General features: G+C 44.7%; 21 protein-coding genes and 1 tRNA gene. 12 read left to right on the forward strand and 10 right to left on the reverse strand.

Features of this window, described 5'->3' with window-relative positions; all coding sequences use genetic code 11:
- Positions 1 to 128: 128 nt before the first annotated feature.
- From AAH944_RS02470 to AAH944_RS02495, 6 genes are all read right to left on the reverse strand, one after another.
- A complete protein-coding gene (locus tag AAH944_RS02470; RefSeq protein ID WP_415536178.1) occupies positions 129 to 629 on the reverse strand; it encodes a HyaD/HybD family hydrogenase maturation endopeptidase in 501 nt (166 codons plus the stop codon).
- Between the two features lie 115 nt (positions 630 to 744).
- Positions 745 to 1,368, reverse strand: a complete 624-nt coding sequence (gene cybH / locus AAH944_RS02475; protein WP_415536180.1) for a Ni/Fe-hydrogenase, b-type cytochrome subunit — start codon at positions 1,366 to 1,368, stop codon at positions 745 to 747.
- A gap of 20 nt (positions 1,369 to 1,388) precedes the next feature.
- Entirely contained in the window at positions 1,389 to 2,954 is a 1,566-nt protein-coding gene (locus AAH944_RS02480; protein ID WP_415536182.1) for a nickel-dependent hydrogenase large subunit, read from the reverse strand.
- 3 nt (positions 2,955 to 2,957) lie between these two features.
- A complete protein-coding gene (locus tag AAH944_RS02485) occupies positions 2,958 to 4,037 on the reverse strand; it encodes a hydrogenase small subunit (RefSeq protein ID WP_415536184.1) in 1,080 nt (359 codons plus the stop codon).
- Between the two features lie 353 nt (positions 4,038 to 4,390).
- Positions 4,391 to 4,687, reverse strand: coding sequence for a LiaI-LiaF-like domain-containing protein (locus tag AAH944_RS02490; RefSeq protein WP_415536186.1), 297 nt, complete (start codon positions 4,685 to 4,687; stop codon positions 4,391 to 4,393).
- A complete protein-coding gene (locus AAH944_RS02495; protein ID WP_415536188.1) occupies positions 4,684 to 5,100 on the reverse strand; it encodes a PspC domain-containing protein in 417 nt (138 codons plus the stop codon). Before AAH944_RS02495 ends, AAH944_RS02490 begins: the two co-directional genes overlap by 4 nt.
- A 298-nt stretch (positions 5,101 to 5,398) precedes the next feature.
- On the opposite strand from AAH944_RS02495, the gene AAH944_RS02500 reads away from it, so the two are divergent.
- The 8 genes from AAH944_RS02500 (at position 5,399) to AAH944_RS02535 (ending at position 17,084) form a co-directional block, all read left to right on the forward strand.
- The gene (locus AAH944_RS02500; RefSeq protein WP_415536190.1) at positions 5,399 to 9,673 is read left to right on the forward strand and encodes an acyl-CoA dehydratase activase-related protein; all 4,275 of its coding nucleotides are present in this window, start codon (positions 5,399 to 5,401) and stop codon (positions 9,671 to 9,673) included.
- Between the two features lie 133 nt (positions 9,674 to 9,806).
- Complete coding sequence (locus tag AAH944_RS02505) at positions 9,807 to 10,424, forward strand: DUF47 domain-containing protein (RefSeq protein WP_415536192.1); 618 nt, start codon at positions 9,807 to 9,809, stop codon at positions 10,422 to 10,424.
- Positions 10,417 to 11,427 (forward strand): inorganic phosphate transporter, encoded by a 1,011-nt coding sequence (locus AAH944_RS02510; protein WP_415536194.1) that lies wholly within the window; start codon positions 10,417 to 10,419, stop codon positions 11,425 to 11,427. The genes AAH944_RS02505 and AAH944_RS02510 overlap by 8 nt, the downstream gene beginning before the upstream one ends.
- Positions 11,428 to 11,673: 246 nt before the next feature.
- Positions 11,674 to 12,618, forward strand: a complete 945-nt coding sequence (gene argF / locus AAH944_RS02515; protein ID WP_415536196.1) for an ornithine carbamoyltransferase — start codon at positions 11,674 to 11,676, stop codon at positions 12,616 to 12,618.
- A 26-nt stretch (positions 12,619 to 12,644) separates the two neighbouring features.
- Positions 12,645 to 13,850: an argininosuccinate synthase gene (locus AAH944_RS02520; protein ID WP_415536198.1), complete on the forward strand. Its 1,206-nt coding sequence runs from the start codon at positions 12,645 to 12,647 to the stop codon at positions 13,848 to 13,850.
- A 145-nt stretch (positions 13,851 to 13,995) separates the two neighbouring features.
- Positions 13,996 to 15,378 (forward strand): argininosuccinate lyase, encoded by a 1,383-nt coding sequence (argH, locus tag AAH944_RS02525; protein WP_415536200.1) that lies wholly within the window; start codon positions 13,996 to 13,998, stop codon positions 15,376 to 15,378.
- 353 nt (positions 15,379 to 15,731) lie between these two features.
- Positions 15,732 to 16,505, forward strand: coding sequence for an NAD(+) synthase (gene nadE / locus AAH944_RS02530; RefSeq protein ID WP_415536202.1), 774 nt, complete (start codon positions 15,732 to 15,734; stop codon positions 16,503 to 16,505).
- Positions 16,506 to 17,084 carry a 5' nucleotidase, NT5C type gene (locus AAH944_RS02535; protein ID WP_415536204.1) on the forward strand — a complete coding sequence of 193 codons (579 nt, stop codon included), beginning with the start codon at positions 16,506 to 16,508 and terminating at the stop codon, positions 17,082 to 17,084.
- Between the two features lie 58 nt (positions 17,085 to 17,142).
- On the opposite strand, the gene AAH944_RS02540 is transcribed toward AAH944_RS02535, so the two are convergent.
- Both AAH944_RS02540 and murC read right to left on the reverse strand, forming a co-directional pair.
- A complete protein-coding gene (locus AAH944_RS02540) occupies positions 17,143 to 17,910 on the reverse strand; it encodes a D-alanyl-D-alanine carboxypeptidase family protein (protein ID WP_415536206.1) in 768 nt (255 codons plus the stop codon).
- 51 nt (positions 17,911 to 17,961) lie between these two features.
- Positions 17,962 to 19,317 (reverse strand): UDP-N-acetylmuramate--L-alanine ligase, encoded by a 1,356-nt coding sequence (gene murC / locus AAH944_RS02545; RefSeq protein ID WP_415536208.1) that lies wholly within the window; start codon positions 19,315 to 19,317, stop codon positions 17,962 to 17,964.
- Positions 19,318 to 19,598: 281 nt separating this feature from the next.
- Here murC and AAH944_RS02550 point away from each other — a divergent pair, with 281 nt between their 5' ends.
- On the forward strand, positions 19,599 to 19,964 hold the full coding sequence (locus AAH944_RS02550; RefSeq protein WP_415536210.1) for an AMP-binding enzyme: 366 nt from the start codon (positions 19,599 to 19,601) through the stop codon (positions 19,962 to 19,964).
- Positions 19,965 to 20,418: 454 nt separating this feature from the next.
- On the opposite strand, the gene AAH944_RS02555 is transcribed toward AAH944_RS02550, so the two are convergent.
- Positions 20,419 to 21,834, reverse strand: coding sequence for an MFS transporter (locus tag AAH944_RS02555; protein ID WP_415536212.1), 1,416 nt, complete (start codon positions 21,832 to 21,834; stop codon positions 20,419 to 20,421).
- A 172-nt stretch (positions 21,835 to 22,006) separates the two neighbouring features.
- Here AAH944_RS02555 and AAH944_RS02560 point away from each other — a divergent pair, with 172 nt between their 5' ends.
- Positions 22,007 to 22,240, forward strand: a complete 234-nt coding sequence (locus AAH944_RS02560; protein ID WP_015043877.1) for a DUF378 domain-containing protein — start codon at positions 22,007 to 22,009, stop codon at positions 22,238 to 22,240.
- Between the two features lie 121 nt (positions 22,241 to 22,361).
- On the opposite strand, the gene AAH944_RS02565 is transcribed toward AAH944_RS02560, so the two are convergent.
- On the reverse strand, positions 22,362 to 23,081 hold the full coding sequence (locus AAH944_RS02565; protein WP_415536214.1) for a PrsW family intramembrane metalloprotease: 720 nt from the start codon (positions 23,079 to 23,081) through the stop codon (positions 22,362 to 22,364).
- A gap of 209 nt (positions 23,082 to 23,290) precedes the next feature.
- On the opposite strand from AAH944_RS02565, the gene AAH944_RS02570 reads away from it, so the two are divergent.
- Positions 23,291 to 23,365, forward strand: a tRNA-Thr gene (locus AAH944_RS02570).
- 944 nt (positions 23,366 to 24,309) lie between these two features.
- Positions 24,310 to 24,561 (forward strand): TM1266 family iron-only hydrogenase system putative regulator, encoded by a 252-nt coding sequence (locus tag AAH944_RS02575; protein ID WP_020491174.1) that lies wholly within the window; start codon positions 24,310 to 24,312, stop codon positions 24,559 to 24,561.
- Positions 24,562 to 24,578: the final 17 nt, after the last annotated feature.

The following is a 24,578-nucleotide window of genomic DNA, read 5'->3' on the forward strand; positions in this document are numbered from 1 at the left end:
ACCCCATTTTTGACGAAGTCCAGTGATAGCGAATTTCATTTTTTCATCTGTCTACTTGACAGGGAGCGGTTCATAAGACTATCAGCAGTATCTTTTTGGTTTAGAGTTACGCTTGAAGCTCTTTATGCCTATTCGGCATGCGGAATATCCAGGAAGCTGGATGCGGCATTGATCTGGGCAAATTCCTTGAACATTTGTTCCTTGAGTCGCGGGAAAACGGCCTTAATCTCCTCGGACAGGTCCATGCCCCATTCCAGACTCTTCGGCTGAACACCGTAGATAAGGGTTTGGGGAGTATTCCCCAGGATGTCCGCCAGGGCAAGAACTTCCAGAATGCCCACCTGATGAAACGATACTTGGTACTTCTCCGGGAAAACCCGGATATCTTCCGGACAGAACCGGAAGACACTGCCAGGCTCTGTCTGGGCGTTAATAGCATCCACAATGATCAAGAAATCGGTCTCTTTGATCAGATGGACCAGTTCCAGACCGGCTGTTCCGCCTTCCAGCAGCTCGACATTGTCAGGAAGTTCTTCGGGCTTAAATTCATTTAAAAACTGAACGCCTAACCCTTCGTCACTTAGCAAAACGTTCCCTACGCCCATCAGCATAATTTTTGGTGGAGTCATACGTGAAGTCCTTTCCTAAAAAGTTTCGTAAAGTAAAGCTAGTAATACGATGATACTAGCTTTACTTTTAATATTATACGCAATATGATTGAACTAAATTTTCAGCCTGCAAATATCAGCCTTTTATGACCGATTGATTTGCTTTGTTAGCGTCGCCCTTTTCTTTCTTACCGGTTTTACCGAAGAACATCAGAAAGAACGCATCCTTAGCTTCAGTAAAGACAAGGTAAACATGAACAAAGATGATCGCTATAAACAACCACATCACAACATAGTGGATCCCTCTGACTGCAGCTAGGCTGCCAAGTGCTTGAGCAGCTCCTGAGAACTTCATCGGCAGATATAGAATGATCCCGGTGATGGCCTGAAAGACAGCCAGGACTGGTAATGCAATATAGGCACATTTCTGAAGCCCATTGTACTTGTTGGTCTTTGGATGTTCCTTACTGATAAACAGATAATATTTAATCTGGGGGATAAAAGTCTTCAGATCTAGTTTGTTCAGGAAAAACTCCTTATAATCTTTATTTTTCCCGAAAAAGGAGACATAGAAACGTACAATCCCGTTGATCACCAGAATGTACATGAAGATAAAGTGGAGATTTCTGGCGACATTCATATTGGCTCCCTGGAAAGGAGCATGGATGACAAAACCGGTCGAGATCAGGACCGCAAAGGTAATTAAGTTTATCCAGTGAGAGATTCGCTGAATAAGCGGATGATCAGATGCTTTAGCCATTTTTCGTTCCCTCTCTTTCCTTAGAAGCCGATATGGTGTTTCTTGATTTCGTTGCTTTGCGGATCGATTAGGTGAATTGCACAAGCCAGACATGGGTCGTAGGAACGGATGACACGGACGACATTAATCGGATTGTCCGGATCTGGTACCGGTACCCCAATCATGGATTTGTCAACCGGGCCTAAAACGCCGTTTCCATCTGTCGGTGAAAAGTTCCAAGTCGAGGGGACGACCATTTGGTAATTTGCTGTTTTATGGTCTTCAACTTTAATCCAGTGGCCAAGCGACCCGCGGGCAACTTCAATCAAGCCTGCACCCTGACCGCTTGCGGGGATTTCCCAATGATCGGTATCATGGATCTTAAAGTTCGGCTTGCCCATTTCAGCAATGAGGGAATCGACCCATTCGAGCATTTTCTTAGCCATAAGAATGGTTTCCACCGCCCGGGCGGCATGACGGGCGACAGCGCCGGGCTTGATGTTATATTTCGTAATAACGTCCATAAGCACTTTCGGCTGCATGACGAGCATACGGGCGAGCGGTCCGACTTCCATCGGTTTGCCGTCATAGCGCGGTGCTTTGACATAGGTATACGCGTCCTTCTTATCCAAATCAATAACAGTGTCTTCCTCATAAGGAGTTCTGCCTTTGTCGCTCTTGTACCAGGCGTGCGTGATATCTTCAGTAATTTTGCCACTATTGAGCTCATGAATCGTTCCAAAGTTATTATCAAGAACGATACCTGGTGTAAATAACAAGTCTTTTCCTTCTGCATCTCCGGCAAAGCCGCCATAAGACATGTAATTGCCATGACTGCCGCCAACGCCGGCCTGAGCCAAAGGCAGAAGCGGCCCGGTCCCGAAGGTCAGGACATCCTGGAGGTAGACATTTTCAACGAAGGCGATCTGCTCCATCAGCATGGAACGGTATTGGAAGACTTGTTCCAAAGTAGGCAGTATTGTGACGCCGCCGACGACGATCGAGGATTGGTGCGGTTGTTTGCCGGCGAATATCGCAGACATTTTCTTGGCTTTTGCCTGCATTTCTAAGGCTTTCAGGTAGTGCGCAACAGCCATCGTAACGAGTTCAGGATCGCTGACACAATATTGATCAGGATTGTAACGGGGTGTCAGAGGCGCTGTATCGTTAGCTGCAACCAGTTTTAAAATCTTATCTTTTACGCCGTTTAAACCGGCGTCATTGCCTTTGTACTGGGCAATGGCCATGACATCCAGATAGTCCAAGGCAGATAGATGATAAAAATGGAGCGGATGGTCATGCAAGAGCGTTGCGCCGTAAATCAGATTGCGAATAAGACGGCCGCCATAGGGGACTTCGGCACCAAAAGCAGCGTCCAAAGCCAGCGCGGAAGCTAAACCATGGACTGTCGAGCAGACGCCGCAGGCACGTTCCGTAACATAACTGGCATCTCTGGGATCACGACCGATAACCAAGTTTTCAAGGCCCCTGTACATAGTGCCTATGACACGGGAGTTAGAGACGACACCATTTTCGATCTCTACTTCTATTTTTAAGTGGCCTTCAATACGGGTAATGGGATCAATGACAATTTTTTGTGCAGACATTCCTTACTCCTCCTTATGTCCATGGTCTTTTTTGCCTAAACGGCCGGTTGCCGCCGTAGCTGCAAGATGAACGGCAAGGCCTGCAACGGCAACGCCTCCGATAATCTTGCCGGTAGCATCAGCATTGATTTGGCCGATGCCGGGAAGTTCAAAGCCTTCTTGTTTGTTATAAAGAGGACTGAAGGTTTTAAAGAATCCTGCCTCTGAACAACCGGAACATGGTGAACCGGCGTTGATACAGAAGTTGGTATTGTCGTTGTACCAAACCTGTGCGCAGTCGGTATACGTCTTCGGGCCTTTGCAGCCTTTCAGGAGCAGACAATAGTCTTTTTGGGCGGGGTCATTCCAGTCTTTCAGATAGTTGCCGGCTTCAAACTGGCCGCGGCGCGGGCAGTTGTCATGAAGCAGCTTACCGTAGAAAACGACCGGGCGGGCCTGATCATCCAAAGGCGGGACCGTGCCATAGGTCAGGTAGTAAACAATCGTTCCAAGCATGGTGGCCGGTTTGACCGGACAGCATGGAAGATTGATGACAGGGGTTGAAATATTGTTTTGTTTCAACAGTTCACGGACGCCGACAGCGTCAACCTCACAGGCTCCGGGAATTCCAGCGCCATCGGTTGCGCAGCTGCCGACAGCAATAATGGCTTTAGCTTTCTTGGAAGCTTCCAGGACGGTTTCCCGGAAAGGTTTGCCGCCCACCATGCAATACCTGTCTTCCTTCGAGGGGATAGCTCCTTCGACAACGAGCACAAAGTTTTCTTTCAGGGCCTCCTGATAAGCTTCCTCGGCCTTATAGCCGGAAGCCGCCATAATGGTCTCATGATAACGGATCGAAAGCATATCCAGGACCACTTCGGCTGCCGACGGATTCAGTGTCGCCAAAAGTGACTCGGAACAGCCTGTGCATTCCATTCCATGAAGCCATACGACCGGCGGTTTGTCCAAGGCAGTCTCAACAGCCTGAGTGACCTTGGGAGATACTGCAGCAGGGAGACCTAAAGCTGCCGTAGTCGCAGTCATCAGTTTCAAAAAGCTGCGCCGGGATACTCCTCTTGCTGCCAGAGCATCAAATGTGTTCATTCTGCAATTCCTCCTCTACATGTCCAAAAAATAACATTCTTTCTTAAATATAAAATAGGATAAAAATTATAAATATTTAGATAATATATATTCGTAAAAATATATTATTGCGGTGAGCAATATACGAAAAAATCATCCAAATATATATAAAGTTTATCTATTTTCCAAATTAATAAATGCAAGAAGCGTGCCAAAACATAAAACGACTGAAAAACTTGCAAATAAGCCAATACGAAAAAATTATAGCTAGATCAAAATTATTAAAATAGACAAAATATTTATCTTTCTGATACGGATTGTATCATCTAAAGAGACATAAGACCTTGCAAAAATACAACTTAAGGTTAATGCAATCAATAAAGATGTTCCTGTAATTTAAATTCCGGGTAATTCAACGTGCCGTTATTCATTCCATAAATACCATAAAACATGATGCAGATGACGATGATGATCCAAACAATTGTTTTCATAATGGAGCTCTTGTTAATCAATAAACTGACACCGGCACCAATCAATAGAAGAGGCCAAAGCTTCCTGAGTGATAGGAAAAAAGCCCCGATGATCGAAAACGAAAAAACGTCAAGATTACTAAGCAGCCAGATTACACCGACCAGAATGATCACTGCACCCAGAGCAATGTTTTTTTTCATTGATGATCTCTCCTTGCAAACAATACGTAAACGCCAACAGCAATCAAACCTATAGGCAGCAGGATGTCAATGTCAAACCAGTCAAAGAGTCTGTCTGACAAAAATACAACACCAACAATGATCAGCGCAATACCAAATACTTTAAAGCTTTTGTCTTTATTGATGGCCTGATTATGATCATTATTTGGAATATCTGCCGAGTCGGCATAGTTATGAGAACTGTCGAATGAGCCAAAAGGTTTTTGAGGAATCACTATCCAGCAAACGAGATAGGCAAGAATTCCAATCCCAGCAAAAAATGCGAGCAACCAGATAATCCGTACAATCGTAGGATCTATTTCGAAATATTCCGCAATTCCAGAGCAGATCCCTGCAATCATTTTGTTTTGAGACCGATAGATTTGTTTACCCATGACCCATCCTCCTTAATCCAATTCAAAAGGAACTTCCTTGATGGTTTAGCATCTTCACGGAATCAAAAAGTCATTTCTTCATAAATCTATGGATTCTCATCGTTTATATTCCAGCGAGTCTATTTTGAGAGCACCATCTGTTCTGGGTATTAATATTCCATTGTGATTTCATAACACTATATTAACACGAAGGACAGAAAGTGGGTAGAAAAATTTATATTATTTTTATAATAACTTCAAACGGCAAGGTAGACAATGAATAATAACCCCCTCAGATGGAAAAATAATTCTGCTGAATTTGTTTGAGGGGGAATGTAATCTGGATTCGCATCATCACAGAATCACTGACAAAGATAAGAATAACCTTCGTGTTGGGATAGACATAGGTTCCACCACTGTTAAAATCGCTGTCTTAAATAAGGAAGGCGTCCTGTTGTTCAGCCGGTATACCCGGCATTATTCGGATATCTGGAGCACGTTGCAAAGGCTGGTGGATGAGGCCGGTCAGAAATATGCGGCATTTTCGCTGACAGTGGCAATCACAGGTTCAGGCGGACTGGCTGTGGCTGAACAGCTGGACATTTCATTTATTCAGGAGGTCATTGCCGGAAGCAAAGCAGTGGACCGTTATTTGCCAGGAACGGATGTTGTCATTGAGCTTGGCGGAGAAGATGCCAAGATAACCTTTTTTGACAAGGGGTTTGATCAGCGGATGAACGGGATTTGTGCGGGCGGAACCGGCGCTTTTATTGATCAAATGGCTGTCCTGTTAAAGACGGATGCGGCTGGTCTGGATGCGCTGGCTGCCCAAAGCCGGGTTATCTATCCGATTGCCGCCCGATGCGGGGTTTTTGCCAAAACCGATATTCAACCTCTCTTAAACGAAGGAGTCCGCAAGCAGGATATCGCAGCTTCGATCTTCCAAGCAGTTGTGAATCAAACCATCGGAGGGCTTGCCTGCGGTCATAAAATCAAAGGAAAAGTTGGCTTCCTCGGAGGACCGCTTCACTTCCTGCCGCAGTTGCGGGTACGGTTTCAGGAAACGCTGGGGTTGAAGGATGAAGATATGATTGTGCCGGAAAATTCCGAAGTTTATGTAGCTATTGGAGCTGCCCTCGCCTCCACTCAGGAAAAAGATATTACATTTGAGCAGCTTGGTCAGAAATTGAAAACAGACATAAAAAAGCTTCAGTATGAAACAGCCAGACTTGATCCGCTTTTTGCAGATGAAGAGGAATACCGCGCGTTTGTAAGACGGCATGCCCAAAATATTGTCAGCACAAATCAGCTGGAGACGTACCAGGGCCAATGTTTTTTAGGTCTGGATGTAGGATCCACCACGACAAAAGCTGTTTTAATCGATCCGCAAGGCACCCTTCTTTATTCCGCCTATACCAATAATGAAGGCAACCCCTTGGATTCAGCAGTCAATATTCTGAAAGAACTATACAACAGGCTCCCGGAAAACACAAAAATTGCTTATTCTGCCGTGACTGGCTACGGAGAAAAACTGGCTCAGGCAGCTCTTTTTTTTGATATGGGGGAAGTCGAGACCATTGCTCATTACACAGCTGCCAATCATTTTCTGCCTGGAGTCAACCTGATTCTGGATATCGGCGGACAGGATATGAAATGCCTCAAAGTAAAGAACGGTGTGATTGAAAATATTATGCTAAATGAAGCCTGTTCATCCGGCTGCGGTTCTTTTATTGAAACATTTGCGAAGTCACTGGAAATGAATGTGGCGGATTTTGCCCGCAAAGGACTTTTGGCTCAAAATCCTGCCGATTTAGGATCAAGATGTACCGTTTTCATGAATTCCAAAGTAAAACAGGCCCAAAAAGAAGGCATGACGGTCGCGGATATTTCGGCAGGATTATCCTACTCCGTGATCAAAAACGCGCTCTATAAAGTAATTAAGTTAAAAAGCTCTGAGGAATTCGGTGAAAAGGTTATTGTCCAGGGAGGAACTTTCCTGAATGATGCTGTGGTTCGCAGCCTGGAACGGACCATCGGCCGAGAAGTCGTCCGTCCGGACATTGCAGGTCTCATGGGAGCCTTTGGTGCGGCTCTCCTGGCCAGGAACGCCTGGCGGGAGGGAGTGGTTACGTCGCTGCTTTCCCCAGAGCAAATTAATAACTTTTCGGTGGAAGTTAGCGCAGCCCGTTGCAAAAACTGTCAGAACCACTGTTTGCTTACGGTCAACTGTTTCGGCGACGGGCGCAGGCACATCACAGGAAACCGCTGCGAAAAAGGATCGGAACGCGGTCAGACAGATGAAATTCCGGATCTCTATGCCTATAAACTGAACAGGATCTTTAATTATACACCGCTGGCCGAAGAGAAAGCAGTCAGAGGAACCATCGGGATTCCAAGGGTTTTGAATATGTTTGAGAATTATCCTTTTTGGTTTACCTTTTTCACCCGTCTTGGTTTCCGGGTCGAGCTGTCGCCGGTTTCCACTCGGAAGGTTTATGAGGCGGGCATGGAAACAATTTGTTCCGATACCGTTTGTTATCCTGCCAAACTTGTTCACGGTCATATCGTGTCATTGATTAAACAAGGCGTGAAACTCATATTTTATCCCTGCATACCGAAGGAGAGAAAAGAAATAACCGAGGCGGACAACTGTTTTAATTGCCCAGTGATCAGCGCTTATCCGGAAGTGATCAAAGCCAATATGGACGCGTTGAAGCAAAGCGGTGTCCGATTCTGGAATCCTTTTCTTCCTTATGAAGATAAAAAAATGCTTAGCAAGAGATTATATGAAGAGCTGAAACATTTAGGCATGACTTTTGCAGAAATCAACCAGGCCGTTGACGCAGCCTGGAATGAAGATCTGAATTTCAAACGGGATATCCGCAAAAAAGGAGAAGAGGTCTTGCAGTGGCTCGCTGAAACAGGAAACCGCGGGATTGTCCTTTCCGGCAGGCCTTACCATATGGATCAGGAAGTCAACCACGGCATACCTAAAGTCATCACGGCCTTAGGGATGGCAGTGCTTACCGAGGATTCGGTGGCCCATCTCGGAAAAGTTACCAGGCCGCTCCGGGTGCTGGACCAGTGGATGTACCATTCCCGGCTTTACGAAGCAGCAGATTTTGTTGCCGTACAACCGGAGCTCGAACTTGTCCAGTTAAACTCATTCGGCTGTGGGCCGGATTCGATTGCCGCGGAACAAGCCCAGGAAATTTTACATAAAGCCGGTAAAATCTATACCATGATTAAAATAGATGAAGTCAGCAATCTGGGTGCGGTCAGAATAAGGCTCCGCTCGCTTAAAGCCGCGATGGATGCCAGAATAAAACATGATCATTCGATAGAGGACCGGGCAAAGGAGCCGAATGCCGCTCTCAGACCAATATTTACCAAGGAAATGCGTAAAACACATACCATTCTTGCTCCGCAGATGGCGCCGATTCATTTTGAATTTGCCCAGGAGGTCGCCCGTTCGGAGGGATACCGTTTTGAAGTACTGGCCAAAGTCGAGAAAGAAGATATTGAAGAAGGCCTGAAATATGTTAACAACGATTCCTGTTATCCTTCGGTCATAATTATTGGGCAGCTGTTAAGAGCGTTAAAATCCGGAAGATACGATCTGAATAACACCTCGGTCATTATAACCCAGACGGGGGGACCCTGCCGGGCCAGCAATTATTTGGGGCTGTTAAAGAAAGCGCTTCAGGTCTCAGGACTGGAGCACATTCCGATACTCTCGCTCAATGTCGCAGGTTTGGAGAAAAATCCCGGATTTAAGTTGACGGTCTCCATGGCGGTCAAAGCAATTATGGCCATGCTTTACGGAGACCTGCTGATGAAGGTTTTCTACAGGGTAAGGCCTTATGAAGCAAATGCGGGAGAAGCGGATCAGCTTCTGAGAAAGTGGATAGATATCTGCAAGATCAATGTTGCCAATGGAGACCGCAGCTCATTTCGTGAAAACCTGAAGGGTATTGTTCGGGATTTTGAAAATATTGAAATTATTCAGCAGAGAAAACCACGGGTTGGACTGGTTGGGGAGATCCTTGTAAAATTCCACCCTGCGGCGAATAACAACATGGCCGAGTTTATTGAAAAAGAAGGCGCAGAAATGGTAGTTCCGGGGCTGATGGAGTTTTTTCTTTACTGCTGCTACGGAAAGGAATTTAATTACAGATATCTTGGTGGGAAACAATCTTCCAGAGTCATCGGAAATCTGTTGGTCAAGTATATAGAAAGCTATCGTGAAGATTTAAGGGCTGCCTTAAAGAATAGTAAAAGATTCGATATCCCGCCGACGATTCAGGAGATGGCGGAAAGTGTCAAACCGTTCCTTTCCCTGGGCAACCAAACCGGTGAGGGCTGGCTGCTGACTGCGGAAATGGTGGAATTGATCAAAAGCGGCGCCAACAATATTATTTGCATGCAGCCGTTTGCCTGTCTGCCGAATCATATTACCGGCAAAGGTATGATCAAGACCCTGAAAGAGCGGTATCCCCAGACCAATATTGTTGCTGTGGATTATGATCCCGGGGCCAGTGAAGTGAACCAGATCAATCGAATTAAACTGATGCTGGAGAGAGCTTTTGGCTGAACCTTTCGCTCTATTCTGCCTGTTGTTTTAAGTGCCTGTTTTTTTATAAATTTAAGTATCTTATCTTTGGCTCTTGTGCTAAGATAGTGTGGGAAGATTTCACCAGGTCATGATAAAGGAGGAAGTAAAGACTGTGTCAAAAAAAGAAAACGACTTTTTTGTACTCATGAAAGAAAATGCGCAGCTTATTTGCGAAAGCTCGCTGGTATTAAAAGAAGCAGTTAAGGATCCCGACACGTTCCCGGTTAAGATGAAGGAACTTATTGATTTGGAACACCGTGCCGACGACATTACCAACAAGATCATTGACAACCTGAATAAGACACTGGTGACGCCAATGGACAGGGAAGACCTCTACTCGTTGGCGACAAACATGGATGATATTATTGATTTCATTCAAGGTGCCTTGGAACGGATGATCATGTATAAAGCGAAGCCGCCCCACTCCGGGGTTGAAGAGTTGATTCGGGTTCTGGATGACTGTATTCATATTATTAAAATATCTGTGGACAACCTTCCCAATATTCGCACCAAATTAAATCTTATTCTTGAAAACACAGAAAAAATTCATAAACTGGAAAGCGAGGGAGATCGTTTATACCGGAGTGAAGTAGGCAAGCTGTTTGAAAATGAAAGCAATCCGATTGAAATCATTAAATGGAAAGAAATACTGGAACATTTGGAAGACGCCACAGACCGATGTGAAGATCTTGCGCTTGTGATCAAAGGGGTCGTATTAAAATATGTCTAGTCTGCATATTGCATTATTTGTTGTCGTACTATTTGCGTTGGCATTTGATTTTATCAACGGATTTCATGATACTGCCAATGCCATAGCTACTTCGGTTTCGACAAGAGCACTTACGCCAAGAACCGCAATCATTATGGCCGCGGTACTCAATTTTATTGGCGCGATGTACAGCACAGGAGTTGCCAAGACCATTGCAAAGGACATTGTAGATGCGAACAGCGTCACTTCCGAAGTGATGGTCGCTGCACTGATCGGGGCGATTTTCTGGAATCTTTTGACGTGGTATTTTGGCATTCCAAGCAGTTCTTCCCACGCCATTATTGGGGGAATCCTCGGAGCCGGGATCGCTGCAGCGGGACTCGGTATTGTCCAGGGGGCCGGCATCAAAAAAATTATCTTGGCGCTGCTGTGCTCACCGCTCGTCGGCATGGGACTCGGTTATCTGATCATGACCATTCTATTTTACCTGTTCCGCAATAAAGCGCCGATGAAAACGAACAGTATCTTCCGGAGGCTGCAGATGGTTTCAGCCGCACTCCTTGCGTTTAACCATGGTTCCAATGACGCGCAGAAATCCATGGGTATTATCACGCTGGCGCTTGTCGCTGTGGGGGTACAGTCGACGATGGATGTTCCGCTCTGGGTAAAGCTCCTGTGCGGATTAGCCATTGCTTGTGGTACAGCAGTGGGCGGTTGGAGAATCATTCATACGCTTGGTGCTAAAATCTTTAAAATTGAGCCGATCAACGGATTTGCCGCAGATTTGTCATCCTCGATCGTTATCTGGGTAGCGACGGCGTTTCCGGGTCTCCATCTGCCGGTCAGTACCACGCACGTGGTATCCGGTTCCATTATGGGAGTAGGCGCTGCCAAACGTATTTCGGCCGTGCGCTGGGGTGTTGCGCAGCAGATGCTGACTGCCTGGTGTCTGACGATTCCTTCCACGGCAATCGTTGCTGCTCTGTCTTATCATCTAATTACACTGGTGGAGAGAATTCTCTGATCTAATATTCTAACGTAAGATACTGGAGTTTTGCATCTTATATCGGATAAGTCCTAGCTGATGTTATAAATGCTTTAAACAATCAGGAAAATAGATGTGTAGATTCAGTCATCTTTTTTGATCCTCAGGAGGGTAAGGATTACTCGTCTGGGGATAGCTTCTTTTTCATCAGGGCTATTGAATAATTATGCATGATGAAGTATAATAATACAGTACTGCGTATTATTAAGATGAAGGAGAATAATGATGGTTCAATTAAACAAAGACAGGTTTAAAGGCAGAGATTTTATTACACTGAATGCTTTCACAGCAGAAGAAATCTCATATATGGTTGACGTCGCTATGGAATTGAAGGCTGAGAGAAATACCGGAATTCCCCACCCTGTCCTGCAGGGAAAGGTTTTGGCGATGATCTTTACAAAATCTTCGACGAGAACCAGGGTGGCATTTGAGGCTGGTATTTATCAGCTCGGCGGCTCCGGAATGTTTTTGAGCGCCCGCGATATCCAGCTGGGACGCGGTGAACCGATCCAGGATACAGCAAGGGTCTTGTCCAGGATGGTCGACGGTATTATGATCAGAACGTTCAGCCATCAGGAGGTTCTTGATCTTGCCGAGCATTCCTCTGTGCCGGTCATCAATGGCTTGAGCGATTTTCTGCATCCGACACAAATTCTGGCCGACCTTTTGACTATTAAAGAAACAAAAGGCAAGATTCAGGGGCTGAAATTGACCTATATCGGGGACAGCAATAATGTGGCAAATTCCCTGCTGCTTGGCGGCAGCAAGATGGGCATGAACATTGTGATTGCTTCACCTCAGGGATACCAGCCGGTTCCGGAAATTATGGATCTGGCTTGGAAGAATGCATCTCTCAGCGGAAGTACGGTGCAGGTCGTCGAAGATCCTGTGGCGGCTGCCAGGGGAGCGGATATTCTCTATACCGATGTCTGGGCCAGTATGGGACAAGAAGAAGAAAGCGAAATCAGGAAGAAAATTTTTGCACCGTACCAGATCAATGACGAGGTGCTTGGGGCAGCTCATCCTGAAGCGATCGTCATGCACTGTCTGCCTGCCCACCGCGGAGAAGAGATCACCGACAAAGTGATCGAAGGTCCTCAATCCGTGGTATTCCAGGAGGCTGAAAACCGGCTTCATGCCCATAAAGCGATTATGGCGCTGGTCATGTAATAATTATAAAATAAAGGAGACAGCGTATGGCTAAAGTAGTACTTGCCTATTCAGGCGGACTGGATACGTCCATCATTATTCCATGGCTGAAAGAAAACTATGGCTATGAGGTTGTCGCGATGGCGGCAGATTTGGGACAGGGAGAGGAACTGGAACCTCTTCATGAGAAGGCTGCTAAAACCGGAGCCACCAAATTGTATATTGAAGATTTGAGAGAAGAATTCATTACGGATTTCATTTATCCGACACTTCAGGCTGGAGCCGTGTATGAAGGCAAATATCTTCTGGGAACATCCTTTGCGCGTCCGCTTATTGCCAGAAGGCTTGTGGAGATTGCCGAAAAAGAAGGCGCAGTTGCTGTTGCGCATGGCGCGACAGGGAAAGGCAACGATCAGGTCCGCTTTGAACTGGCTGTCAAAGCACTGAATCCTGATCTGAAAATTATTGCTCCGTGGAGAGAGTGGGACATCAAATCGCGGGATGATGCGATTGATTATGCCAAAGAACGCGGAATCCCTGTCCCGGTTACCAAGGACAGACCGTACAGCATGGACCGTAACCTGTGGCATTTAAGCCATGAAGGCGGTGACCTCGAAGATCCCTGGAATGAACCGAAGGATGATATTTATCTACTTGGGGTTTCCCCGATGCAGGCACCGGACCAGGCCGCGTATGTGCTGATCGATTTTGAGAAGGGCATACCGGTAGCTGTAGATGGGGAGAAACTTGCACCGATTCAGCTGATCGAGAAATTGAATGCCCTGGGCGGCAAGAATGGAATCGGGATTGTCGACATGGTCGAAAACAGGCTTGTCGGGATGAAGTCGCGCGGGGTATATGAGACTCCCGGCGGGACAATTCTCTATGCCGCGCATCAGGCGCTGGAACTGTTAACCCTTGACCGTCAGACCCTGCATTATAAGGAACAAATTGCGCTGAAATATGCGGAGATGGTCTACGATGGTGTCTGGTATTCACCGCTGAGAGAAGCACTTGATGCGTTTGTAAAAGTTACACAGAAAAATGTTACCGGAACCGTCAGGATGAGACTGTATAAAGGAAACTGTACACCGGTAGGGATAAAATCCCCTTATTCACTGTATAATGAAGAATTCGCAACGTTTGGCGAAGATGCAGTCTACAACCAGAAAGACGCAGAAGGCTTTATTAATCTGTTTGGACTGCCTCTTAAAGTCCGCGCTTTAATGGAGAGAAAATCAGGCTTACGTTAATCATGATGCGCAACGGTGCGCGAGCATAGATTTGCGGGCATAGAACACAAGGATGTCAATTGTCTAAGCACATTGCGCATTCTTGTGTTCTGTCATATTGTTGCGTTATACTATACTTAATTTTGATTCGGAAGGAGTTAAACCAATGAAACTTTGGGGAGGACGTTTTGAGAAAGACACCGATTCCCTGGTCGAAGATTTCCACTCATCGATCTCATTCGACCGGCGCCTCTATAAATTTGATATTATGGGCAGCATCGCTCATGCCGGAATGCTCGGCAAAATAGGTATCCTGTCAGCCGAAGAAACGGAGAAAATAATAGGGGGACTGGAATGTATTCTGGCGGATATTCAGGCGGGAAGGGTTGAATTTGAAGTCGGAGCCGAAGACATCCATATGAACGTTGAGAAACTACTTACGGAGAGAATCGGTGATGCCGGTAAAAAGCTCCATACCGGCCGCAGCCGGAATGATCAGGTTGCGCTGGATTTTCGGCTGTTCTTAAGAGAAGAAATCGACAACACCAAAGATCTCCTCACTGCGCTGCTGGAAACCTTGCTTGACTTGTGTTCCGAACATCTTAAGACTTGGATGCCCGGATATACCCATCTGCAAAAGGCCCAGCCGATCACCCTGAGCCATCATCTTATGGCCTATGTCCAAATGTTTTTGCGCGATCTGGGACGGCTCGGAGATACTCGCAAGAGACTGAACCTCTCCCCGCTCGGATCGGGTGCGCTGGCGGGTACGACCTTTGCTTTGCGTCGGGAAGAAGTAGCTGCTGAACTGAATTTTGACGGCGTCACGCTCAACAGTTTAGACGGCGTCAGCGATAGAGATTTTGCTTTGGAATTCCTGGCAGCGGCATCTATCATGATGATGCATCTGAGCAGGCTGTGTGAAGAACTGATCATCTGGTCGAGCGGCGAATTCTGTTTCGTTTCGATTGATGATGCCTATGCCACCGGATCGAGTATTATGCCGCAGAAGAAAAATCCTGATGTCGCAGAACTCGTCAGAGGGAAAACCGGCAGGGTGTATGGGGATCTCATAACACTGCTCACCGTTATGAAAGGACTTCCTCTGGCTTATAACAAAGATATGCAGGAAGACAAGGAATGTGTGTTTGATGCTGTGGACACCATCCAAAAATCGCTGCTGGTTATCCGGCCGATGCTGGCTACCATGAAAGTGAATGCCGATATTATGGCAAGGGAAGCTAAGAAGGGCTTTACCAATGCCACAGACCTGGCTGATTATCTGGCTAAGAAGAATGTTCCTTTCCGCGAAGCCCATGCGATTGTGGGCAGGCTGGTACTGGAATGTTCCCACAGGGGCTGTTCGTTGGAGGATCTGACGCTGGAAGAACTGAAAACAGTATCCGAATTCTTCGAGGAAGATCTTTATGAGGCTATTTCTCTTCAAACCTGCGTTCAGAAGAGGAGCGTTACCGGAGGTCCTGCACCGGAGGCTGTTCAGACAGCGATACAGTTTAGTAAAGAAACTCTGGATCAACTCAGGTGGTAAAAAACAATTAAGAAAACAATCAAGTGTAAATTTAGCACGAATAATGGTACATTTTGCTGCCTTCAGAGTATTAATCAAGAAATTTTAAGAATATGTTAAGAATATGTAATTAGAATGTAAAAATTGTGAAAATAACAAATAGCCGGCGATGCTGAAATGACGGTACATAGCAAAGAATGCTGACAGAATCCAACGGTCATCTTAAAATTTTGTGGATAAAAATGTGGATATTGTGGATTAAGTTAAAAGAATGGGTTTTAAAAAAATATAAAATTTAAATTTTATGTCTAAACTTTTGATAAATATTTGAATGATCATTAAACTATTGTGAAATAAAAAAGGAGGCCGTACCGGTGTGGAGTACTGAAGAAATACTGGAACGCCAAAAGCAGGTTGTGGAATGGCTGCGCGAGAAAAATACTGAGGCAAATACCAAAGGTTTGGTCTGCGGAATTTCCGGCGGTGTAGATTCTGCGGTGGTGGCAGCTTTATGCAAAAAAGCATTTCCTGATTACTGCCTTGGTGTGATCATGCCATGCCAATCAAATCCTGCGGATCGCGAGGATGCCTATTTGATTGCAGAGACCCTTGGGATGGAAGTGATCGAGATTGATCTCGGGGAAGCGCATGCAGCCATTTATGACCAGATGAAGACCGCTTTAAAAGCTAATCAGACGCCTCTGAATATTCAGCAAGCAGGACAAGGGAACCTTAAAGCACGGCTCCGTATGTCTACGCTGTATACGGTAGCCAATATCAGGGAGTATCTGGTTGTCGGGACAGACAATGCCCCTGAGAGCTATACCGGATATTTTACGAAATATGGGGATGGCGGCGTGGACCTCCTGCCGATCGGCTCACTTACCAAGACGGAAGTAAGAGCCTGGGCAAGGGCACTGGGCCTGCCGGAAAAAATAGCTTCCAGAACACCGACTGCTGGTCTTTGGCAGGGACAGACCGATGAGGGAGAGATGGGTTTTTCCTATGATCTTATCGATAAATATCTTTTGGGAGAAAAGATTCCTGACGATGTTGTCGCCAAAATTGAAAGACTGCATAAAATGAGTGAGCATAAACGGCAATTGCCCCCAACCATCGAATTAGAAAAACCGGAGAGGTTGGATTAGATGAAACTACGGATCGGATTAGATATAGACGGCGTCGTCGCGGACAGTTTTCCTGTGTTCACAGAAGAACTCAACAGGCAATACGGCAAAAATATTATGGAAATTGACAATGATGATATGTCGAAAATCTACAACGTTGACTGGAATGAACTTGACACCTTTTTTGACAAAAATATGGAAGTTCTCTTCTCAACACCGGAGCCGGTCAAAGGGTCAGTCGAGAGCATCGTTTCCTTAACAGAAGCAGGGCATGAAATCATTTATGTGACAGCCAGAAAGCCGGGGGCTGAGGAACTAATCACAAAAAAATGGCTTGAAGAAAAACAAATCCCCCCGGGTGAAAAGATATTCACAGGGGGGCTCAGCAAGACCATTGCGGTCAAGGAACACGGTATTGATGTGTTCGTCGATGACTTTATTTCCAATTCAGTGGAGATCGTTTCCATGGGCATTCCGGTGCTACTGATGGATGCGCCTTATAACCGCGGAAATCTTCCGGAAGGTGTCATCCGCTGTTATGACTGGAATGATGTTGTATGTCATATTGAGCAATTCAGCAGGAACGGTATTAGCCGGTGAAGAATATTTTTTTACTTAACGCGCGTGCCATATCTATGCAAGTTTACGAATAATAAGATCAAATCTTGAAGAACAGGTATTCCTCGTAAGTGAGATGCTGTTCATAGAGTTTCGTGGCCAGGTCTTGTCCGATATAGCGAAGATGCCAAGGTTCGTAGGTATATTCCGTCAGGTATTCTTTGCCCTTCGGGTAGCGGATGATAAAACCGAAACGATGAGCGTTATCTTTCAGCCAGACATATTCGTCCGTATCTCCAAATGTCTCTTCCAGACCGAAGTTAACGCTCTGGCAGGATACATCCATTGCCAGGCCGGTTTGGTGTTCACTTTCACCGGGTCTCGCACTGATTTGGTTGGCTTTTTCCTCGGTTCCGTACCGCCGGGTAAAACTCGCAAATAAATCTTGCTGCGTTTGATAGGAGCGGTAGCCTGATACACCATAAAGAATTACACCATTTTCTTTCGCAGCAGAAAATAATTCCTCGAGCTTCGCAGCAGCTTCCTGACGCAGCATTCTTTTCTCAGCTTTTTCCTCAAAAGTAAAAGAAATGTTGACTTCAACCAGATCCGGTGGAACATAATCGGAGGGAAGCTGATTTTGTTTATTCACTAAAACAGCGATGCTGGCAACATCGTGATAATTTATCGCCTCCTTACTCGCAGCGCCGATTCTTAGCATAAAGGTATCAATCGGAACGTTTTCTGCGGATGTTTGCGAACCCTGAGAATCAGGGGAAGCATCAGGAATGCTCATTTGAATACAACCGCTTATGAAAAAAATCCCAAATAGAATGACAAGCAAAGAAAAAATCAACTTATTTTTCATCGTTTCTCCTGTATGAATCATTGAAGTTACTCAGCGGTCAGGAAACAGCGCTCAAGAGACCAAGTTTTGCCCTACTTTGTAAATATCACCGGCTCCGAGCGTAATAACGAGATCGCCTTCTTCCAGGGTTTGGTCAAGATAAGAACTGATTTCGTCAAGCGTTGGAAAATAACGGGTGGTAATTCCTTTTTCTTTCATCAAGTCGGCAAGTTTTGCTGAAGAGATCGGGTTGACTCCAGCTTTTTTTTCGCGCGCCGAGGAAAAAATTTCTGCCAGCAAAACCTCATCGGCATCCTGAAAGGCCTGAGAAAACTCATAAAAAAGTTTTTCAGTCCGGCTGAAGGTATGAGGCTGAAATACTGCCCGGATTCTTCTGTCGGGATAGGAAAGCCTTGCTCCGTCCAGGGTCGTTTGGATTTCTGTCGGGTGATGGGCATAATCGTCAACAATAACTGCCCCGTGTTTTGTGCCAAGACGTTCGAATCTTCTTTTGGTACCATTAAAGCCGCTCAGCGCCTGAAGCACGGTATCCAACGATATTCCGAGCTGAGAAGTCAGGGCTATGGCAGCTAGGGCATCCAGAATGTTATGTTTTCCTGAAACAGTCAAATGCAGCTTACCTATATTTTTTTTATTCATCATCACATCGAAACAGCTTCCGTCATTATCGAAAACAACGTTTGCAGCGCTGACATCAGCATCGGCCGAGAAACCAAAAGTTGTAACCGTTGCTCTGGTCTTAATCCTATCTATATTCGGATCGTCATGCCAGATAATCAGATTGCCCTCAGCAGGCAGCTTGCAGGCGAGTTCGGAAAAAGCGCAGACCACATCATCCAAATCCTTAAAATAATCGGGATGATCCAGTTCCATATTGGTAATAATCAGGTGCTCGGGAGAGTAATTTAAGAAGTGCCTCCGGTATTCGCAGGATTCGGCTAAAAAAAGTTCTCCCTGACCGGCATGGGCGTTGCCGCCAATACAGGGCACGTCGCTGCCTACGACAATCGTAGGGTCCAAACCTGCATCAAGCAGGATTTTTCCAGCCATGGCAGTTGTCGTAGTCTTGCCGTGAGTCCCAGTTACACAGACTCCTTTTTTCTTGGACATCAGTTTGCTCAGAAATTGAGGGTAAGTCAGTACCGGTATGTTAAGCTCTTTGGCCCGGCTAATCTCAGGGTGACTGTCGCAGTAAGCGGCAGAGGTGACAACCAAATCAGCGCCGACAACATTCTCTGGGTCAAAGTTCAGGACCTCAATGCCTGCCTTCTCTAATACAACGTCTGTAAAAAATCTTTGCGGCACATCGGATCCGGTAATCACGGCATCTTCTATCAACGGTGTAATCTGGGCAAGGGCGCTCATCCCGGTTCCTTTTATGCCAACAAAATGAATATGTAATTGCAATGTGCATCTTTCCTTCCGGTATTCTATTCCTATTACATTATACCCAAATATCTTGAAAAAGGTATCTGTCAATACGTAAATCAAAGATATTCTTCCTGAAAACAGTTAACATGAGAATTAGAGCTGTTCAGCCTTCCAACAATGCCATTAACCTCAAATCGGTAGGGAAAAGCCGCATTTAATATTATAATACAAATACGACTAAAATATAAGATTTATACGCATTTTACAGCTTAGTCTATAACTGCAATGTTTTGTCACAAGAAGGGAGGAAAAACGCAATGTCCGGATATGCAGCACTACCTGACTTTGAAATCTTAAATGGCCGGGAGCTTGACGGTCTTATCGTTAATGATAAATTTGTAAGTTATTACCAAGTAGAGTCTGCTCTTTATAATTATCCCAAAGTGTTCGAAGCAGGTGTCATCGTTAACAGCCAGGATGGTGAAAGCGTGATCCTCAAAGTATATCTTGCGCTCGAAGATTCTTTTTCGGCGAAGGAAGAAAGAGAACAATACTGCTCGGCGGTAGAACAGTACATCAGAAACAGTTTTTCATTTAAAATGCCCATCCGGGTTTTAATTCGTGAAAAACTACCAATGACCAGATCTGGGAAAATCCTACGCTCTGTTCTTCGTGATTATTAAGATAAAATATTTATAATTGAACCAAATTTAAACCAAAAAAAGACCTTCTTATAAATTGAAGGTCAAAAAATGAGACTAAATGAGTAAAACGAAGACAATATAATAATAATCATAAAATACACAAAAATCAATAAATAATATAACCAGATTATCCATCTTAAACCATAATACCGACGAAATTGTGGTTTGATTTATAACTGGAAAAAATTAATATTTTGATTTAAATAAAACAATCGAGAATCAACAAATCAAAATCAACCTGCGAATATTATTGTCTGAAGCTGCAAAAGATAGTATTGGGAAAAGGGAAATACCGTAAGGTAAATAACCTTTTTCGAAGGCTATCCGCCCTGTAGCGGAAACAGATACCCGGTCAGTTAAGCTACCGGGTATCTTCATGATCACCATGTACGGCCTAATGCCGCAGTGTCATGGATAACAAGGAGCACAAACTTTATGCCTGATTATTATGGACGTGGATTTTACCGCGGGAGAAAGAGAAGAAAATACCAACAGCACAAAGGCAGGCTGAGATCAGAAAAGCAAGGCGAATACTCTGTATAAATTGCGGATAGTTTTCAGGGGTAATCTGGTTTTTGCCGACAAATATGGAAATCAGCAGCGTAGCTGTAGCCATACTCAGCATCTGACCGAGAACCCTCATCACAGATACTGAGGCGGAGGCAATCCCGTAATAATGCTTATCTACGGAACTCATGACTGCATTGGTATTCGGAGAAGAGAATAAGGCAAATCCAATACCCAGCACCGTCAAAGCAGCGATGATCAGGAACAGAGAAGTATGCGGGCCGATAAAGGAAAGAAGAAACAAGCCTGCGGCGGTTCCAGCCATGCCCAAAGAGGCAATATTGGCAGGTTCTTTTTTATCGGAAATACGTCCGGCCAAAGGGGAAATTAAAGACTGGATAATAGGTTGGATGATCAGGATGATTCCAGCATGTTCTGAAGACATACCCTGGACGTACTGCAGATATAGACTCAGAAGAAAAGTTGCGGAGTACGATCCAGCATAATTGATCAATGCTGCGACGTTGGAAAAAGCAAAAACCCGGTTATCCTGAAAAAGCCTGATTTCTAACACGGGATTCGGGACCTTGAGCTGGCGTTTCACAAAGAAAACAAAACAAACAATGCTGAAGAGGATCAGGATAATCCCGAGAATATCGGGTAAAATGCTCGAACCATAGATAAGCGCAATCAGGGTAACGGCGAAGATCATACTGCCTGGAATATCCAGTTTATCATTTTTGGCATCGGCCCAATCGCTCTTGACATATGTAATCGTTAAAACCGTGATCAGGACCCCCAAAGGAACCAATACCAAAAAAATGCTTCTCCAGCCCCAATACTCGGTTAAGAATCCGCCTAGAAAAGGCCCGACAGCAAGTCCTACATATATGGCTGAAACATTAAAGCCCAGGGCTTTGCCGCGTTCCTGTGGTGGAAAGACCGAGGTGATCAGCGCCATTCCCGCAGTTGCGATCATCGATGCACTAATTCCCTGCAGGACTCTCATCACGATTAATAGTTCAATATTTGGGACAAAACCTGAGATTAACGTAAATGCAGTAAATGAAATTATCCCCCATTTATAAAGCCTGGTCCGGCCAAGGATGTCGGCGAATTTGCCGATAGGAAGAAGAAACACAGCCGAAGACAACAGGAAAGATGTCGCAATCCAGCTTAAAACGACAGCATCTGCTGCAAATTCCTTTTGAATTGCAGGCAGCGCGATATTGATCGATGAAATCATAAATGGAGTCAGAAAAGAACCTGCGGTTGCCATAAACAAAAGGGTGCGCTTAACCGTTTTGCTGTCATCGTGGGTGTGGTCATGACGTTCGTTCATAAATACTCCTTTTTGGTACATTTTTTGACCCTTGTTCCTTTTATTAAAACAAAAACACAAGTCCTAAATTATTATAAATGATTGTTTCTAAATCGTAAATTAATGTTTTGATGTATAAATTTTACATTTTAACGACATCCTATTAATAATTAACTTTTTAAGGAGGTTGTACATGAATATCTGGCAGAAGATTGCCCTTGCAATTATTATCATCGGGGCCATTAACTGGGGAATGATTGGCTTTTTCCAATTTGATCTTGTCAATGCCCTCCTCGGGGGGATCAGTCCGCTCCCTCCGAGAATCGTCTATGCGCTGGTCGGACTCAGCGGCCTGTATTGCATCACACTCTTATTCGTACCGAATCGCGAATATGAGAGAGAAGGACGGATCCAGCATAATCCTTAACGAGTCGGCAAAATTACTTAATAAGTCCGACAGGAAAAAGGAACCGAGTATCTCGGTTCCTTTTTCCTGTCGGGTTTTAGTCTGCATTTACAATGGTGACAGAACATAGGTGTACAGTCTTTTATTCAGCAGGTTGTCGGGCGGGAATTTTTTGGTATTTTTCCCTCGATTCTTTGTAATACCTGTTAAGTTTCCTAAGATTAACCGTCCACAGGTAAATGATATACGGTAAAAACAGCGTAAGCAGAATCGGAATTTCCGACATCAGAATAAAGTCAAAAAAACCGTGAAGCAGGATAGGAACATATAAGGATTTTCTGAGGTAAGCTCTTTCAAGATGAGGATGATTGGAGAACTTTGCCAGGGAAAGGTAGTATCCCATCGTCACACCAAGCAGCACGTGGGTCGGCACTGAGAATATTCCTCTGGAAAGGCCTACATACGGGTTGGCTGAAAAGTTTACAAGGACATACATGATGTTCTCGACTGTTGCGAAGCCAAGCGCGGCAAATACGGCATAGACAATTCCGTCTAGTTTTTCATCAAACGCCGGATTCCGATAGACTGTCCGCAGGACGACTGCCCTTTTGAAAAATTCTTCGGTCAGTCCCGCAACGACAAAGGCATTGAAAAAAGCTGCCGCTACCCCGGTAAAGATGTTCACGGATGTCAGAAATTTTTCAAACAGCACGATCGGGATGACTGCCAGCGCTCCCAGGATAAAAACTTTTATAAGAAGATACAAAGGCTCTTTATCGAAACGGTCGGTATAATAGACTGCCAGGGCTAGAGCAATGACCGGAGTAAGTGCAATTACCAATATTCGCAGATCTAATAGCAAAAAGACCACATCCTTTTTTGTAAGTTTATCTCCTGTGAAGTACATCTTCAACATGTAAGCAGCCTGAATATGTTAAATTTTATTATTTGCAGCCGGAGCATTAAACATTCCTTATAAATTTTCTCATTTTCCCACATTTTTGATTATTTTACCCTTAACAAATTATTTTTCTTATGTTATACTGTTAAAGCTTATGGGTTACCAAACATGCCGATGTGGCTCAGGGGTAGAGCAGCTCACTCGTAATGAGCAGGTCGTCGGTTCGATTCCGACCATCGGCTCCACAAGTATTAAGACCTCTAGGGTTTTTCCTTGGAGGTTATTTTTGTGTTTGTATGCGTATTGTGTGCCAGGAAAATTTACAATTTATTAATAGTTTTTTACTCAGTTTTACAAATCGACCTTTGAAGTTAACCTTTTTTACTTGTGCATGAAAACATGCACCAAAACGCAAGATTTTTTAATAAAAGCTTATGCATGTACTATTTTAGCGCAAAATACCATTGATTACCAAGGTTCATGCAGGTTTTGATAGTTTTGAGCAGCCCCTATTTTACTAATTGCTAAAATAAGCAACAAGTGGAACGCATCTGGTTGCTTTTTTAATATTTGAATTTATTCTAAATGTCATCCTTTTGGCTCCTGCTTCGGAATGCTCCTATGTCCCGATCAGTGAGCTGGTATTGTGATTTCTCAAAATTGAAGTTCAGATCGAAGGACTTTAGTTTCCCGCATCGATCTTCAATATTCTGTACAATTTTTGTAGTAGTTTCGCTCAACATAAGACATAGATCGTCTTTTGTAAATCCATTTTTTCTGATTATCATTTTGCAGCCCTTTACTAATATATTTATAGACAGAGTTTCCTGTGAAAGTGGTAATCCTTCATCTGGATAGGCATAATATCAATGGTGACATTTTGGTTTGCTATAGCCAATGCAAAAAAGATGGAATAATGCATGATAATCCATGATAATGCATAGAACCATACCTAGAACTGTCTTGACAACATAAAGAATACATGATAGATTTTAGTTTAATTAAATTGCAATGTATCTGCTCACAACTCGTTTGTCTGGAGATACAAGGCTCGTTTTTTACCCGACCGCAAGGTATATCCGAGTGGAAAGGCGCTCATCCGGCATGTGTGTTTTCTTTTTTTGCCGTTTTGCTCCCTTTCCGTGGCTTGCGGAAAGGGAGTTTTTGATTTTTAAAGGAGGCCAAACCTATGAACAAAAGAATTGGTATTATCGGCATTGTGGTTGAAGATCTCTCTTGTGTGGAGCATATCAATGCGATTCTGCATGAATATGCCGGACTGGTCGTCGGACGGATGGGAATTCCCTACGGAGAACGGGGCGTATCAGTTATCTCGCTGATTGTCGACGGCAGTAATGATGAAATCAGCGCGCTGACCGGCAAACTGGGCAGAGTCTCCGGCGCGTCCGTTAAATCCATGATTACAAAAAGCAATAAGTAATTTGAAGGGACGCAAAA

The organism is Dehalobacter sp. CP (assembly GCF_047652685.1).
Classification (GTDB): domain Bacteria; phylum Bacillota; class Desulfitobacteriia; order Desulfitobacteriales; family Syntrophobotulaceae; genus Dehalobacter.

What these genes read in the sequence shown, in the direction of transcription:
- AAH944_RS02470 (WP_415536178.1), bottom strand. Translation starts at nt 629, where the DNA reads ATGACTCCACCAAAAATTATGCTGATGGGCGTAGGGAACGTTTTGCTA.
- cybH (WP_415536180.1), bottom strand. Translation starts at nt 1,368, where the DNA reads ATGGCTAAAGCATCTGATCATCCGCTTATTCAGCGAATCTCTCACTGG.
- AAH944_RS02480 (WP_415536182.1), bottom strand. Translation starts at nt 2,954, where the DNA reads ATGTCTGCACAAAAAATTGTCATTGATCCCATTACCCGTATTGAAGGC.
- AAH944_RS02485 (WP_415536184.1), bottom strand. Translation starts at nt 4,037, where the DNA reads ATGAACACATTTGATGCTCTGGCAGCAAGAGGAGTATCCCGGCGCAGC.
- AAH944_RS02490 (WP_415536186.1), bottom strand. Translation starts at nt 4,687, where the DNA reads ATGAAAAAAAACATTGCTCTGGGTGCAGTGATCATTCTGGTCGGTGTA.
- AAH944_RS02495 (WP_415536188.1), bottom strand. Translation starts at nt 5,100, where the DNA reads ATGGGTAAACAAATCTATCGGTCTCAAAACAAAATGATTGCAGGGATC.
- AAH944_RS02510 (WP_415536194.1), top strand. Translation starts at nt 10,417, where the DNA reads ATGTCTAGTCTGCATATTGCATTATTTGTTGTCGTACTATTTGCGTTG.
- argF (WP_415536196.1), top strand. Translation starts at nt 11,674, where the DNA reads ATGGTTCAATTAAACAAAGACAGGTTTAAAGGCAGAGATTTTATTACA.
- AAH944_RS02520 (WP_415536198.1), top strand. Translation starts at nt 12,645, where the DNA reads ATGGCTAAAGTAGTACTTGCCTATTCAGGCGGACTGGATACGTCCATC.
- argH (WP_415536200.1), top strand. Translation starts at nt 13,996, where the DNA reads ATGAAACTTTGGGGAGGACGTTTTGAGAAAGACACCGATTCCCTGGTC.
- AAH944_RS02535 (WP_415536204.1), top strand. Translation starts at nt 16,506, where the DNA reads ATGAAACTACGGATCGGATTAGATATAGACGGCGTCGTCGCGGACAGT.
- AAH944_RS02540 (WP_415536206.1), bottom strand. Translation starts at nt 17,910, where the DNA reads ATGAAAAATAAGTTGATTTTTTCTTTGCTTGTCATTCTATTTGGGATT.
- AAH944_RS02550 (WP_415536210.1), top strand. Translation starts at nt 19,599, where the DNA reads ATGTCCGGATATGCAGCACTACCTGACTTTGAAATCTTAAATGGCCGG.
- AAH944_RS02555 (WP_415536212.1), bottom strand. Translation starts at nt 21,834, where the DNA reads ATGAACGAACGTCATGACCACACCCACGATGACAGCAAAACGGTTAAG.
- AAH944_RS02560 (WP_015043877.1), top strand. Translation starts at nt 22,007, where the DNA reads ATGAATATCTGGCAGAAGATTGCCCTTGCAATTATTATCATCGGGGCC.
- AAH944_RS02575 (WP_020491174.1), top strand. Translation starts at nt 24,310, where the DNA reads ATGAACAAAAGAATTGGTATTATCGGCATTGTGGTTGAAGATCTCTCT.